At 69.0% G+C, this 13,791-nt stretch carries 13 protein-coding genes; 2 read left to right on the forward strand and 11 right to left on the reverse strand.

Annotated elements, in window-relative coordinates:
* Positions 1 to 203 precede the first annotated feature (203 nt).
* Positions 204 to 1,931 (forward strand): hypothetical protein, encoded by a 1,728-nt coding sequence (locus AC52GN_RS00415; RefSeq protein ID WP_496527828.1) that lies wholly within the window; start codon positions 204 to 206, stop codon positions 1,929 to 1,931.
* A gap of 14 nt (positions 1,932 to 1,945) precedes the next feature.
* Here the strand turns inward: AC52GN_RS00415 and AC52GN_RS00420 are convergent, their stop codons facing one another.
* From AC52GN_RS00420 to nepR, 10 genes are all read right to left on the reverse strand, one after another.
* Positions 1,946 to 2,287, reverse strand: a complete 342-nt coding sequence (locus AC52GN_RS00420) for a TFIIB-type zinc ribbon-containing protein (RefSeq protein ID WP_496527829.1) — start codon at positions 2,285 to 2,287, stop codon at positions 1,946 to 1,948.
* Positions 2,288 to 2,433: 146 nt separating this feature from the next.
* Entirely contained in the window at positions 2,434 to 3,657 is a 1,224-nt protein-coding gene (locus AC52GN_RS00425) for a BaiN/RdsA family NAD(P)/FAD-dependent oxidoreductase (protein ID WP_496527830.1), read from the reverse strand.
* Positions 3,658 to 3,696: 39 nt separating this feature from the next.
* On the reverse strand, positions 3,697 to 4,005 hold the full coding sequence (locus AC52GN_RS00430; protein WP_343831615.1) for a GNAT family N-acetyltransferase: 309 nt from the start codon (positions 4,003 to 4,005) through the stop codon (positions 3,697 to 3,699).
* A 20-nt stretch (positions 4,006 to 4,025) separates the two neighbouring features.
* Complete coding sequence (polA, locus tag AC52GN_RS00435) at positions 4,026 to 6,920, reverse strand: DNA polymerase I (RefSeq protein ID WP_496527831.1); 2,895 nt, start codon at positions 6,918 to 6,920, stop codon at positions 4,026 to 4,028.
* 51 nt (positions 6,921 to 6,971) lie between these two features.
* A complete protein-coding gene (gene obgE, locus AC52GN_RS00440; protein ID WP_496527832.1) occupies positions 6,972 to 8,027 on the reverse strand; it encodes a GTPase ObgE in 1,056 nt (351 codons plus the stop codon).
* Positions 8,028 to 8,074: 47 nt separating this feature from the next.
* Complete coding sequence (ald, locus tag AC52GN_RS00445; RefSeq protein ID WP_496527833.1) at positions 8,075 to 9,205, reverse strand: alanine dehydrogenase; 1,131 nt, start codon at positions 9,203 to 9,205, stop codon at positions 8,075 to 8,077.
* Positions 9,206 to 9,343: 138 nt separating this feature from the next.
* Positions 9,344 to 9,481, reverse strand: coding sequence for an entericidin A/B family lipoprotein (locus AC52GN_RS00450; RefSeq protein WP_003169829.1), 138 nt, complete (start codon positions 9,479 to 9,481; stop codon positions 9,344 to 9,346).
* A gap of 48 nt (positions 9,482 to 9,529) precedes the next feature.
* The gene (phyK, locus tag AC52GN_RS00455; RefSeq protein ID WP_496527834.1) at positions 9,530 to 11,248 is read right to left on the reverse strand and encodes a sensor histidine kinase PhyK; all 1,719 of its coding nucleotides are present in this window, start codon (positions 11,246 to 11,248) and stop codon (positions 9,530 to 9,532) included.
* Between the two features lie 50 nt (positions 11,249 to 11,298).
* Positions 11,299 to 11,901 (reverse strand): sigma-70 family RNA polymerase sigma factor, encoded by a 603-nt coding sequence (locus AC52GN_RS00460; protein WP_312219402.1) that lies wholly within the window; start codon positions 11,899 to 11,901, stop codon positions 11,299 to 11,301.
* Positions 11,898 to 12,104, reverse strand: coding sequence for an anti-sigma T factor NepR (nepR, locus tag AC52GN_RS00465; RefSeq protein WP_291778589.1), 207 nt, complete (start codon positions 12,102 to 12,104; stop codon positions 11,898 to 11,900). Before nepR ends, AC52GN_RS00460 begins: the two co-directional genes overlap by 4 nt.
* A 197-nt stretch (positions 12,105 to 12,301) precedes the next feature.
* Between nepR and phyR the strand changes: the two genes are divergently transcribed.
* The gene (gene phyR, locus AC52GN_RS00470; RefSeq protein ID WP_312219400.1) at positions 12,302 to 13,093 is read left to right on the forward strand and encodes an anti-anti sigma factor/receiver protein PhyR; all 792 of its coding nucleotides are present in this window, start codon (positions 12,302 to 12,304) and stop codon (positions 13,091 to 13,093) included.
* A gap of 120 nt (positions 13,094 to 13,213) precedes the next feature.
* On the opposite strand, the gene AC52GN_RS00475 is transcribed toward phyR, so the two are convergent.
* Positions 13,214 to 13,480 carry a hypothetical protein gene (locus AC52GN_RS00475; RefSeq protein WP_496527835.1) on the reverse strand — a complete coding sequence of 89 codons (267 nt, stop codon included), beginning with the start codon at positions 13,478 to 13,480 and terminating at the stop codon, positions 13,214 to 13,216.
* Positions 13,481 to 13,791: the final 311 nt, after the last annotated feature.

Here is a 13,791-nt window from a genome sequence, read left to right on the forward strand (position 1 = left end):
GTGCGGGCGGGGCGATCGTCTGATCGGCCGCCTTATCCGGTAACGCGCGGCAAGCGTAACCGTTCTATGCAATCGCGGTGACTTTACGGCCACTGCAAAATGGTTCGCATGACTCTGCCTTTCAACCCGCGCGAGGAAAAGGCGAAACCTCGCCTTAAAGCCTGAAGAGGCAGGATGGCCGTCTTGTTGTCTCTGAAGGCGCCATGGCCGGTCCTGTCCACTACGAAATCTACATCCGCCGCACGCCACCGGACGACTGGTCCCTGTCGCAGGCCACGGAGGATCGTCGTCGCGCCATGGAGACGGCCGAGGACCTGATGCGCGACCGCCAGGCCGTGGCGGTGCGCGTCACCAAGGAGACGCTCGACCCCGAGACGATGGAGTTCGCCAGCGTCGTCATCCTGACGCGGGGCGCGCCCGAACTGAACCGCAGACGTCCGGCGCCGGTCGAGCCGCGCGGCCCGGCCTGTCGCGGCGTGCACGACCTTTACGCCCCTCACGGCCGCGAAACCATCGGCCGGGTCCTTGAGGACTGGCTGGCCCGTCAGACGGCGACGGCTTTTGAACTCCTGCATCGCCCGGATCTGGCGGAGCGGCTCGAGGCGTCGGGCGTGGAGCTGCAACACGCCATACAGAAGGTGGCCGTGCCTGAGGCCCAGGCCGTTCCCGGCCAGTCGGTGCACGATCTGATGCGCCACTATCAGCGCCTGGCCGAACAGGCGATCGAGCGGCTGCTGAAGGCCGGTCGCGACAGGGCGTTCGCTGATCTGGAGACGCAGCCTGTGGCCGATCTGGCGCAGGGGCTGGCCGGCGCGCCGGATCGGGCCTTCCTGATGGGCGGGGCGGTGGCCGGGTCTCTGCGCGGCCTGATCGGGGCGCGAGCGCGGTTGGAGCGGCTGATGGACATCTGCGACCGTGCGCCGGTCGAGGGCGCTCCGCGCGCCCTGGTGTTCGTCTCGGTCGAACAGATCCTGTGCGAACTGCTGGGTTCGCGGGCGGGACTGGCCCAGATTCTGGGCCCTGGCCTGGATCAGGGCTCCAGCCTGGCGGCGGCGGTGCGGATGGTCGCCCCGCGCGAGGTCGGCGCTATTCTCGCTCATGATCCGCGCCTGGCCCTGCTGGTGCCGCCGGTCGAAGGTCCGCCCGCGCGACTGGGCGAGCGGCTGGCGGCGGGCGAATTCCCCCTGCTGGCGGCCGCCCTGGCGCGAATGGTGCTGCGCGAGCTGATGAGCCAGCGCCGCCTGCGGCCCGGCGACGCCGTAGGCGAGATCGACATCCTGCGCGCCCTGGCCACCGCCCTGACGGCCACGGCGGGACGATTGCTGACGCTGGAAGAGGTGCAGACCGCCTTTATCGAACGCTCGCGCAGTCTGGTCGCCGCCGATTTCGTCGCCGCCTATGTGGCCGACTGCACGTCGGTCCTGGCCGAGGCGGAGCGCCTGACCCGTTTGTGCGAGAACGTCACGGGCGGCGCCAACAAGCGGGCGGCGGCGCGCTGGCTGGACGCCTGCGTAGCCTCCCTGCGCTTCGAAACCGAGATGCGCGGGCGCCTGACGACGGAGACCGCGCCGCCGGGACAACGCCTGCTGTCGCTGGTCGCCCTGCAGCGATCGGTGCGCAACGCCGGCCTGCCTGAGCGCGAGACCCAGGCCATCGTCGACGCCTTGGGCATGGTCGGAGGCGCGGTCGAGGCCGACGCCCGGCTGACGACGCAGATCGCCCGCGCGCCGGTCCCGATCCCGCAGAAGCTCGCGGCTCTGCTGCGTCTGGCGGCGGCCGAGACCGGTCCGACCGGCCCGGTCGCCGAGCGCGCCCGCGCCGAGGCGATGCGGTTGATGCGCGCGCCCGACACCCGCGCGGCCCTGGGGGCCGAACCGCAGGCGGCTCAGGCCCTGCGGCCCCTGATGCAGGCGGTCGGCCTGGCCGCCTGATCGCTCTTTCCGCGTCAGTCGAAGATGTCGAAGATATCCAGCCGCTTCTTCTTCTTGCGGTGGTGATAGTCGTCGTCGCGGCGGCGGTCGTGGTCATAGCGGTCGTCGCGATGACGCGGCGGTTCGCGATAGGTCGGCTGGGCTCCCCAGGGTTGCTGAGGCTGAGCAGGGGCTGGTTGCGGCGGTGCGACGTAGGCGGTGGCGCGCCCTTCGTTGGTCGCCGATTCCATCAGCTTTTCCAGCTCGCCGCGATCCAGCCAGACGCCGCGGCAGGTCGGGCACATGTCGAACTGGACGCCGTGGCGGTCCAGCGTCTGCATGGGCGCATTGTCGTTCGGGCACATCAGCAGGGGCATCGTCATCCTCTTTCGTCGTTGAAGCGGTCCGACATCACGCCGCCTAAGCGCCGCCAGAGGGGCCCGTCCCGCTAGAGGAAAAGACGTAGGGAGGGCCCGCCCGCGCGACAACGCGCCGCGTCGCCGCAGGCTCTGTTTTCACGCCGTCAGCAGTGCTGGCCCGCCGCCCAGCCCGACGACCAGGCCCACTGGAAGTTGTAGCCGCCCAGCCAGCCGGTGACGTCCGCGACCTCGCCGATGAAGAACAGGCCGGGGACGGCCTTGGCCTCCATCGTCTGCTGATCCAGGGCGGCGGTGTCGACCCCGCCCAGCGTCACCTCGGCGGTGCGATAACCCTCCGAGCCGACCGGCTTGACCGTCCAGGCGTTGATCCCCTCGGCCAGGGCGCGCAGCTTCTTGTCGCCGACCTCGGCCAGCTTGCCCGACAGGTTCTCGCGCGCACACAGGGCCTCGGCCAGACGGCGCGGCACGACGTGGCCGACGGCCGTGTGGACCGCCTGCTTTCCGCTCTCGGTCTTGGCGGCCAGAATTTCGGCGGCGGCGTCGCGGTCGGGGGCCAGATCGACGGTGATCGCCTCGCCCTCGCGCCAGTAGGAGCTGATCTGCAGGATCGACGGCCCCGACAGGCCGCGATGGGTGAACAGCAGGCCCTCGCGGAAGACGGTTTCCCTGGCCTGTCGGCCTGCGCCCGCATCCTTGGGCGCCTTGTGCCGCACCACGGCGTCCACTGACACGCCCGCCAGAGGCTTGAGCTGCTCCAGCAGGCCCGGCTCGAACGTCAGGGGCACGAGGGCTGGCCGAGTGTCGGTGACGCGCAGGCCGAAGCGCCGCGCCACCTCATAGCCCCAGCCGGTGGCGCCCATCTTGGGAATGGACTTGCCGCCGCTCGCGACGACCAGCGAGGCCGCCGTCACCCGCGATCCGTCGTCCAGATCGATCTGAAATCGCTCGCCCGCGCGCTCCACCGCCTTGACGCCGAGGCCCAGCGACAGGGTGACGCCCGCCGCCTTCATCTCGTCTGTCAGCATGCGGATGATCAGCTTGGCGCTGTCGTCGCAGAACAGCTGGCCCAGCGTCTTTTCGTGCCAGGCGACGCCATGGCGATCGACCATCTTGATGAAGTCGTGCTGGGTGAAGCGCCGCAGGGCCGACAGGGCGAAGCGTGGGTTCTCGCCCAGAAAATTGGCGCCGCTCGTCCCCAGATTGGTGAAGTTGCAGCGCCCGCCGCCCGAGATGCGGATCTTCTCGCCGGGCGCGCGGGCGTGGTCGATCACGCGTACGCGGCGGCCGCGCTTGCCCGCCTCGATGGCGCACATCATGCCGGCCGCGCCGGCGCCGACGATCAGGACGTCGATGTCTGAAGACTTCATCGCCCCGCCCTAGCAGGAGGCGGGGCTTGAAGCGATGCCCTACAGGCCCAGCATGGCCCGATAGGTCGGATGCACCTGATCGGCGTATTCCGGGTGCTTCTTCAGATAGCTGGAGAAGAAGGGGCAGGTCGGCAGGATCAGCAGGTCTTTCGACTTCAGATCGGCCAGGACGTGCTTGGCCATGCGGCTGGCGATGCCGCGCCCTTCCAGCGGGACCGGCACGATGGTCTCGGTGATCAGCCGCCCGCCCGCGACGGGATTGTAGATGACCACGGCGGTCTCGCCGTCGACATCTAGTTCGTAGCGCTTGGCCTCTTCGTTGTCGCGGATTTCGGGGTCCAGGCTCATGTCGTCATCCTTGGTTGGAGTTAGTGCGCGTCGTCCCAGTTGCCGGCGGCCTTGGCTTCGACGTCCAGCGGAACGCTTAGGGCCACGGCCGGTTCGGCGGCGGTCTCCATGACGCGGCGGATCACGGCGACGGCGCGTTCGGCCTCGGCCTCGGGGGCCTCGAACACCAGTTCGTCGTGGACCTGCAGCAGCATCCGGGTCTGGAGGCCCGCATCAAGCAGGGCGCCCGGCATACGGATCATGGCGCGGCGGATGATGTCGGCGGCGGCGCCCTGGATCGGGGCGTTGATGGCCGCGCGCTCGCCGAACTGACGCTCGGCGCCGGACTTGGAGTGGATGGCCGGGATGTGGATGCGCCGCCCGAAGACGGTGGTGACGAAGCCCTGCTCCTTCACCAGCGCCTTGGTCCTGTCCATGTAGTCGCGGATGCCGGGGAAGCGCTCGAAATAGGTCTTGATGTAGGCCCCCGCCTCGCCCTGGTCGATGCCCAGCTGGGCGGCCAGGCCGAAGGCGCTGATGCCGTAGATGATGCCGAAGTTGATGGCCTTGGCCCGGCGGCGCGTCTCGCTGGGCATGCCCTCGACCGGCACGCCGAACATCTCGGATGCGGTCGCCGCGTGGATGTCCAGACCGCTCTTGAAGGCGCGCTTCAGCTCGGGAATGTCGCCGATGTGGGCCAGCAGGCGCAGCTCGATCTGGCTGTAGTCGGCGCTGATCAGCACATGGCCCGGCGAAGCGATGAAGGCCTGACGGATCTGGCGGCCGGTCTCGGTGCGGATCGGGATGTTTTGCAGGTTGGGGTCGGATGAGGCCAGACGCCCCGTCGTCGCCGCCGCCAGCTGATAGGAGGTGTGGACCCGGTTCGTCTGCGGGTCCATGGCCGCCACCAGGGCGTCGGTATAGGTGCCCTTCAGCTTGGACAGCTGACGCCAGTCCAGAATGGTGCGGGGCAGGGGATGGTTCTGGGCCAGGTCCTCCAGCACGCTGGCGTCGGTGCCCCACTGGCCGCTGGCGGTCTTCTTGCCGCCGGGCAGGTTCATCTCGCCGAACAGGATCTCGCCGATCTGGCGCGGGCTGCCGACGTTGAACGGACGCCCGGCCAGCTTGTGCGCCTCTTCCTCCAGCTCGGCCATGCGCTGGCCGAAGGTCGAGGACAGAGAGCGCAGTCGGTCCGGATCGACCCGCACCCCGGCCCGCTCCATGTCGGCCAGAACGGCGGGCATGCCGCGCTCCAGCGTCTCATAGACATTCGACAGCCCCTCGGCCGCCAGACGCGGCTTCAGCAGGCGATGCAGGCGCAGGGTCACGTCCGCATCCTCGGCGGCGTAGCAGACGGCCGATTTCAGCTCGACGTGCTTGAAGCTCTTCTGGCTCTTGCCGGTCCCCGCCACGCTCTTGAAGGTCATCGGCTCGTGGCCGAGGTGCAGGCGCGCCAACTCGTCCATGCCGTGGCCGTGCAGCCCGCCTTCCAGCACGTAGGAGATCAGCATCACATCGTCGATCGGGGCGACGCGCACGCCGCGCCGGGCCATGACGGCGAGGTCGTATTTGATGTTCTGACCGACCTTCAGCACTGACGGGTCTTCCAGCAGCTCCTTCAGCCGGGCCAGGGCCGTCGGCTTGTCGATCTGCTGCAAGGGCGGGCGCGCGTCGCCGCCGTCGCCGAAGTCCAGGCCGCCGTCGCCGGTCGGTTCATGCTCATGCGTCAGGGGGATGTAGCAGGCCTCGTTCGGACCGACCGCCAGCGACAGGCCGCACAGCCCGGCGTGGGTCGAGGACAGGGCGTCCGTCTCGGTGTCGAAGCCGACCACGCCCGCCGCCTTCGCCCGCGCGATCCAGCGGTCGAGGTCTTCCAGGGTCTGTACGCACTCATAGCGGTCGAGGTCGATCGCCTGGGTCTCGGCGGGGGCGGCGACCTCGGTCTGGCCGTAGCGCGGCGTGGCGACCGGCGCCGTCGGCTGACGGGTGAAGGCGGAGCCTTCCTTCTGCGGCGTTTTGCCGTCGCCGACGCGGCGGGCCAGCGACTTGAACTCCATCATCTCCAGGAAGGCCGACAGGGCCTCGGGATCCGGGTCGCGGATGATGAAGTCGTCGATCGGTTCGGGAATCGGCGCCTCGCAGTCCAGCGTCACCAGTTCGCGCGACAGGCGGATCTGGTCGGCGAAGTTGATCAGGGTCTCGCGGCGCTTGGGCTGTTTGATCTCGCCCGCGCGGGCCAGCAGGGTGTCGAGGTCGCCGTATTCATGGATCAGCTGGGCCGCCGTCTTGGGGCCGATGCCGGGGGCGCCGGGCACGTTGTCGACGCTGTCGCCGATCAGGGCCTGGACCTCGACCACCTTGTCGGGCGTGACGCCGAACTTCTCGAACACGGCCTCTTCTTCCAGGCGGCGGTCCTTCATCGGGTCGTACATGACCACGCCGTCGCCGATCAGCTGCATCAGGTCCTTGTCGGAACTGACGATCACCGCCTCGCCGCCCGCGTCGCGCGCCTTGCAGGCATAGGTGGCGATCAGGTCGTCGGCTTCGTATCCGGCCATTTCGACGCAGTGGACGCCGAAGGCCTTGGTCGCCTCGCGCACCAGGGGGAACTGCGGGACCAGGTCCTCGGGCGCCGGGGGACGATGGGCCTTGTACTGGTCGTAGAGATCGTTGCGGAAGGTCTTCTCGGAGTGGTCGAAGACGGCGACCAGGTGCGTCGGGCCGTCCTCGCCCTTCATGTCCTTCAGCAGCTTCCACAGCATGTTGCAGTAGCCCTGCACCGCCCCCACGGGCAGGCCGTCCGACTTGCGGGTCAGCGGCGGCAGGGCGTGATAGGCGCGGAAGATGTAGGCCGAGGCGTCGATCATCCACAGCCGCAAGGGCGGCCCGTCTTGCGTGAGGGAGCGGGCGGGGATTTCGGCGGTCGCGTCGGTCATGGCGCGAACATAGGGGGCGGCGACGCCCCCGTCATCCGGCCATGTGACGGATTACGGCTGCCAGCCGCCCGGCGTTTCGGGAATGACGTCCTCGCCTTCGTCCGAGACCTCGCCGCGGGTCTTCTTCACCTCGGCCCAGGCGGCGCGCAGCAGTTCGGTCACGCCCTCGCCCGAGACGCCGGACACCAGCATGGGGCGACGACCCGCGACGGCTTCCAGCGCCGCAGCCTTTTCCTCGCGCACTTCAGGCGTCAGGGCGTCGATCTTGTTCAAGGCCAGAATCTCGGTCTTGTCGCCCAGACCCTCGTCATAGGCCTCCAGCTCGCCGCGAATGATGCGATAGGCCTCGACCACATCGTCCTGCGTGCCGTCGATCAGATGGATCAGGCTGGCCGACCGCTCGACGTGGCCCAGGAAGCGGGTGCCCAGGCCTGCGCCCTCGCTGGCGCCTTCGATCAGGCCGGGGATGTCGGCGATGACGAAGCGTTCCGACGGGCTCAGGTCCACCATGCCCAGGTTGGGCGTCAGGGTGGTGAAGGGATAGTCCGCCACCTTGGGCCGCGCCGCCGAGACGGCCGACAGGAAGGTCGACTTGCCGGCGTTGGGCAGGCCCGCCAGGCCGATGTCGGCGATCAGCTTCAGCCGCAGCCAGATCCAGCGCTCCTGGCCGTCCTGACCGGGGTTGGCGTGGCGCGGCGCCTGGTTGACCGGCCCCTTGAAGCGGGTGTTGCCCCAGCCGCCGTTGCCGCCGGACAGCAGCTTCACCTTCATGCCCGGCTCGTCCAGATCGACGAGCACCGTCTCCTTGTCCTCGTCCAGAACCTGGGTGCCGACGGGGACGCGCAGGACCACGTCCTCGCCCTTGGCGCCGTGCATCTGGCGGCCCTGGCCGTGGTGGCCGGTCTGGGCCTTGAAATGCTGTTGGTAGCGGAAGTCGATCAGGGTGTTCAGCCCATCGGCCGCCTCGACCCAGACGTCGCCGCCCTTGCCGCCGTCGCCGCCGTCGGGGCCGCCGTTGGGAATGAATTTTTCGCGACGGAACGAGACGGAGCCCGCGCCGCCGTTGCCGGAGCGAATATAGATCTTGGCCTGATCGAGGAACTTCATGGGCGCCTTATGGCCCAGAAGCGCGGCGAATTACAGGTGGGTGCGATTCAGCCCCTTGCCCGAGTATCGGCCCAGACGCCGAAGGGGTCGCGCCAGTCCATGCCCAGGGCCTGGCCCACCGCCGGATGGGTGATCTCGCCCTTCAGCACGTTCAGCCCCTTGGCCAGGTGCGGGTCGGCGCGCAGGGCGTCCAGCCCCCGGTCGGCCAGGGCCAGTCCGAAGGGCAGGGTGGCGTTGTTCAGAGCCTCCGAACTGGTGCGCGGCACGGCGCCGGGCATGTTGCCGACGCAGTAGTGGATCACCTCGTCGACCACATAGGTCGGATCGTCGTGGGTGGTCGGGCGCGAGGTTTCGAAACAACCGCCCTGGTCGATGGCCACGTCGATCAGGACGCTGCCCTTCTTCATCGACCTCAGCTGGTCGCGGCGCACCAGGGTCGGGGCTTCGGCCCCCGGCGTCAGGACGGCGCCGATGACCACATCGGCCTTGGGCAGTTCCTCCTCGATGGCGTGCAGGGAGGAATAGCGGGTGATGACCCGGCCGCCGGTCACTTCGTCGATCTGGCGCATGCGGGGGATGGAGCGTTCCAGCACCACCACCTCGGCGCCCAGGCCCATGGCCATGCGTGCGGCGTTCAGTCCCACGACGCCGCCGCCCAGCACCAGCACCCGCGCCGGCGCCACGCCCGGCACGCCGCAGAACAGCAGCCCCATGCCGCCCTTGTGCTTGAGCAGGGTCTCGGCCGCCGAGAAGACGGCGATGCGCCCGGCCACCTCGGACATCGGCGCCAGCAGCGGCAGGCCGCCGTTTCGGTCCGTCACCGTCTCATAGGCCACGGCGGCGCAGCCGGAGGCCAGCAGGGCCTTGGTCTGCTCGGGGTCGGGAGCCAGGTGCAGATAGGTGAAGAGGATGTGGTCTTCGTTCAGCAGGGCGAACTCGGCCGGCTGCAGCTCCTTGACCTTCACGATCATGTCGCTGCCGGCGAAGACCGTCCGGGCGTCCGGCGCGATGCGGGCGCCCGCCTTGACGTAGTCGGCGTCGGTAAAGCCCGCGCCTAAGCCCGCCCCGGTCTCGAGGACGACGGCGTGGCCATGGGCGACGTACTCGCGCACGGCGGCCGGCGTCAGGCCGACGCGATGTTCATTGGTCTTGATTTCTCGGGGGCAGCCGACGCGCATGTTATTTTCAAAGTCCTGGCCCTGGCATAGGGCGCGGGGACGCTAAACAAGCGACCAGGGTCGCGCCAGTGAAAAATAAAACCCCGCCAGGCGAAGCGCGCGGCGGGGTTCCGGGGGCGTCGATCCTTCCGTGAAGGATCAGTTCTTGGCGTCCCTGGCCGCGCCTTCGACGGCTTGTCCGGCGGCCTGGGTGTCCCTGCCGACGCCCTGGATGGTGTTGCAGGCGGCGGTGGTCAGGGCGGCGGCGGCGACAGCCAGAATGATGAGTTTGCGCATAGGAAGCTCCTGAAGGTTTCGGGCTCGGCGCCCGTCCCGGAAACAACGCTACGCTTGAGGGGCGGTTCCGCTGAGACGGAAGGCGGCCACCTCGCGCACCTGGGCGCCGCCGTGCGCCTCCGGCGTGGCGAAGGTCAGTCTGGCGATCAGGCCTCCTTCGGGCGCCGGGACGATCTCGGCCTCGCCGCGCAGCTGTTTGGCGAAGGCGATCATAAGGGTGCGGCCGACCCCGGCCGCAGCGGTGTCGGCCACGCCGGGGCCGTCGTCCTGCACCTCCAGGACGCTGGTGTCGCCTCGGACGCGGAAGCGCACCTGAAGGTCGCCGCCGCGCCCGGCGAAGGCGTGCTTCTGGGCGTTGGAGACGGCCTCGACCACCCATAGGGCCAGGGGCGCCAGCTTGTCGGGGTCGATGACCAGGGGATCGGCTTCGATCGTCGTGGTCACCAGGGGGCCGCGCACCGCCTCGCCGGCGATCAACTGGCCGACCAGTTCGCGCAGGAAGGTCTCGGAGTCGGCCTCGCGGACATGCTCGCTCTGGTAGAGGATGCGATAGATCAGGGCCAGGGCGGCGATCCGCTGGCGCGTGTCCCCCAGGGCCGCGCGGGCGCTGGGGTCGGCCACGGCCCGCTGCTGCATCGACAGCAGGGAGGAGATGATCTGCAGGTTGTTCTTCACCCGGTGATGGATCTCGCGCATTAGCGCGTCCTTCTCGTCGAGGGCTTCCAGCAGGGCCTTGTCGCGCCGGGTGATGTTGTCGCCCAGGACGCCGAGGGTGCGGGCCAGGACGCGGATCTCGGCCGGGGCGTGCTCGGCCTGCACGGGGCGGACCGAGAAGCGGCCTCGCGCATAGATGGCGGCGACCCGCTCCAGATAGCCGAGCCAGCGCACGACGATCCGTTCCGACAGCAGCATCACGGCGGCGAAGGTCGCCAGCCAGGCGCCCAGCGGCAGAAGCAGGGTGCCGAACGGATTCAGCCGCGCCCACGACAGCAGGCCGGGCGCGGGCGCGGACAGCAGGACGAAGACGTCGCGCCCCGACAACGGCGCCCCGGCATAGACGTGACGACGGCCGCGGGCGTCCTTCGCCTCGAACAGGGCGGTGTCGCCACGCTCGGCCTGGGCGGCCCAGGCGGCGATCGCCTGGGGATCATCGAGTTGGAAGGCCGCGGGGTCGGTCGCGGTCAGCACCCGGCCGGAAGTATCGATCACTGCGGCCTGGGCTCCGAGCGGCAGGGCGGGGTCGCGAATGTCCGGCTGCAGCGCCGACAACGGCAGGACGGCGGCCATCGCGCCCTGGAAGGCGCCCATGGGACGTTCGGAACGCACCCCTACCAGCAGGGCGTTCGGCTGGCCGGATGTCCATTCCATGGCCACGCTCTCGCCGCGCCGCAGCCGTTGATACCAGGCCCGTTCGCGGACCTGGGCCGCCGTGGGCGGGCGGGCGTCGCGCGAGGCGCAGACGGGCTCGCCCGTGGGGCTGAAGCGGGCCAGGGCGACGATGCTGTCCATCCGATCGACCAGGGCCGTCAGGCGCGGCTCGCAGTAGAAGCCGACGCCCTCTGGAGCCAGGGCGTGCAACAGCACCACGGTGCTGTCGATATTGTTCTTGGCGTGAGCGGCGCTGCGATCGGCGGCCAGTTGCAGGTCGATGCGCTGCTCGGCCGCCTGGCGGCGAAACCCGGCCTCGGTCTGGATCGCGGCCAGCAGCAGGATCGGCAGCAGGGCGATGGCCATGGCGACGCCGAGGCGGAACCGGATTCCCTGCACGCTGGGTCTTCCGAGCTTTCGCCCCAGAAGCCGGCCGACCCGCAGCACGACTAGCGCCGCCCGGAGCCGCTCAGCCTGTCGGCGTCGGCCAGGATGGAGCGCATCGCGTCCCCGGCGGACTTTCCGTCGCGGGTGTAGCCGCCGCGCTCCAGCGTGGCCTGCAGCGCCTTGCGGGCGCGGGACACCCGGCTCTTCACCGTGCCCACGGCGCACTGGCAGATTTCGGCCGCCTCCTCATAGGCGAAGCCCCCGGCTCCGACGAGGATCAGCGCTTCCCTCTGCTCCTCGGGCAGGGTCTGCAGCGCCTGGCGCAATTCGTCCAGGGCGACGGGCGCCTCGGGATCGTCGACGGCGATCAGGGTGCGCTCGGCGGCTTCCTGGTCCAGCTGGGTCTGACGCCAGGAGCGGCGCTTCTCCGAATAGAACTGGTTGCGCAGGATCATGAAGGTCCAGGCCTTCATGTTGGTGCCCATCTGATAGCTGGCGCGCGCGTCCCAGGCCTTCATCATGGCTTCCTGGGCCAGGTCGTCGGCCGAGGTCGGGTCGCCGGTCAGGGTACGGGCGAAAGCGCGCAGATGGGGGATCAGGGTGACCAGTTCGGCCTTGAAGGCGCCGTCGTCGGCCGACGGGGGCCGGGATGGAGTGCTGGTCACTGTCCCTCCTTGGAGGACGACGCCTGATCCGCGCGTCTGAGAATCTCGAGGAACTCGTCGGGGACGGGCTCGTTCACGACCTCGTCGAACATATGGCGCAGCTTCACGCCGATCGCCTGCTGACGCAGACGAACCTCTTCAAGCCCTCGATCGCGCGACGGTGTCCCGTCGGGGTGAGCGGGGGTGTCCTTGGTGTTGATCATCGAGTTTACGGCTGCCGCCCAAGCCAGTTGAAACGCCTGTAGAAGCGGAAAACGCCGCCTCTTGCATACGGTTCCTAGCCTTCTGCGTTTTTATGCTCAAGCTGGCGAAGGAGCCGGGAACCGTGGCGCATTTGATACGTTGAGACCACTGGTGCGCCGACACGTGCGCGGCGCTGAGATTGTCGGGGAAAGACCGTATGAGCCTTCTGGCCAGACTTGCGCCTCATCTGCCCTATGTTCGTCGTTACGCCCGTGCGTTGACCGGCGACCAGGCCACGGGCGACAACTATGTGCGCGTGGCCCTCGAGGCGCTCGCGGCGGGCGAGCGCCAGCTGCCCACGGACATGACGCCGCGTGTCGCTCTCTATCATGTGTTTCACGCCATTTGGTCGGCCACGGGGGCGCAGCTCGAGGACGGCGCGGCGGCCGAAGGCGACGACGCGGCCCACCGTCTGATGCGGATTTCGCCGCGCTCGCGTCAGGCCTTCCTGTTGACCGCCCTGGAGGGCTTCACCCCGTCCGAGGCCGCTCAGATCCTGGCCGTCGATCCGCGCACGGTCGAACGCCTGATCGCCGAAGCGCAGTCGGACATCGACGCCGAACTGGCGACCGACGTCCTGATCATCGAGGACGAAGCCATCATCTCGGCCGACATCGAAAGCCTGGTGAAGGAGCTGGGCCACCGCGTCACCGGCACCGCCACCACCCACGACGAGGCCGTGGACGCGGTGTCGCGTCACAAGCCGGGTCTGGTGCTGGCCGACATCCAGCTGGCTGACGGCTCGTCCGGCATCGACGCGGTCAAGGACATCCTCAAGCGCTTCGACGTGCCGGTCATCTTCATCACCGCCTTCCCCGAGCGGCTGCTGACCGGCGAGCGCCCCGAGCCGACCTTCCTGATCACTAAGCCCTTCCAGCCGGAAACGGTGAAGGCGGCGATCAGCCAGGCGCTCTTCTTCCATCCTTCGCGCCAGAAGCAGGCCGCGTAAGGGCGACCCGACGGGACCGTTTCGAAAGGCCCCGAGCGCCGTCTCGGGGCCTTTTCCGTGTCTGGGCCATTGAGCGAACATCCGGGGTTCGCAGGCGATCGCATGTGAACCGATGTCGCTCTAGGTGGCGGGTTCGGCCAGCGCCGCAGCCGGAGCTTCGGCCGAAGCCTCGACCGGCGCGGGTTCGGAGGCGCCGTCTTGACGCGCGAAGCCGCTGTTGCTGACCGCCCACATGCCGATCAGCAGGACGGCGGCGGCTCCGGCCGAGAGCAGCAGGATCATCAGGATCTGCCGCCCGCCGCGGCCCTGGCGGACATACTGCGCCTCGACCGCATGGTGCGTGTTCACGGCGTCGGCGGAATGGGAATGCGGGTCTTGATGGGTCATCGGCTCGCCTCCTTGTCGCGGTTAGAAAACCTGTATGGCGAACGTCGCCGTCGCGCGGCCGTTCCTTCGACGGGAAGGGCGCCAGGAAGTCGGCCGAGCCGGGAACCGAGTTGCGCGCCCGTCGTTATCCGATCGCCGAGGGCTATTCCCCCGGACCGGCCTGATCGTCGGTCTTCGCCCTCGCCTCATTCTCGATGATGCGACTCCTGGCGGATCCTGAACGGGTCCGCCTTCTTTTTTGTCGGCAAGCGGGCTCGGGGCGCCTGATCCGCTTGCTCTGTGAGGAAGAGGCGTCACTATGGGTCTTGAAA

This window comes from Brevundimonas sp. SS2672 (assembly GCF_059579685.1).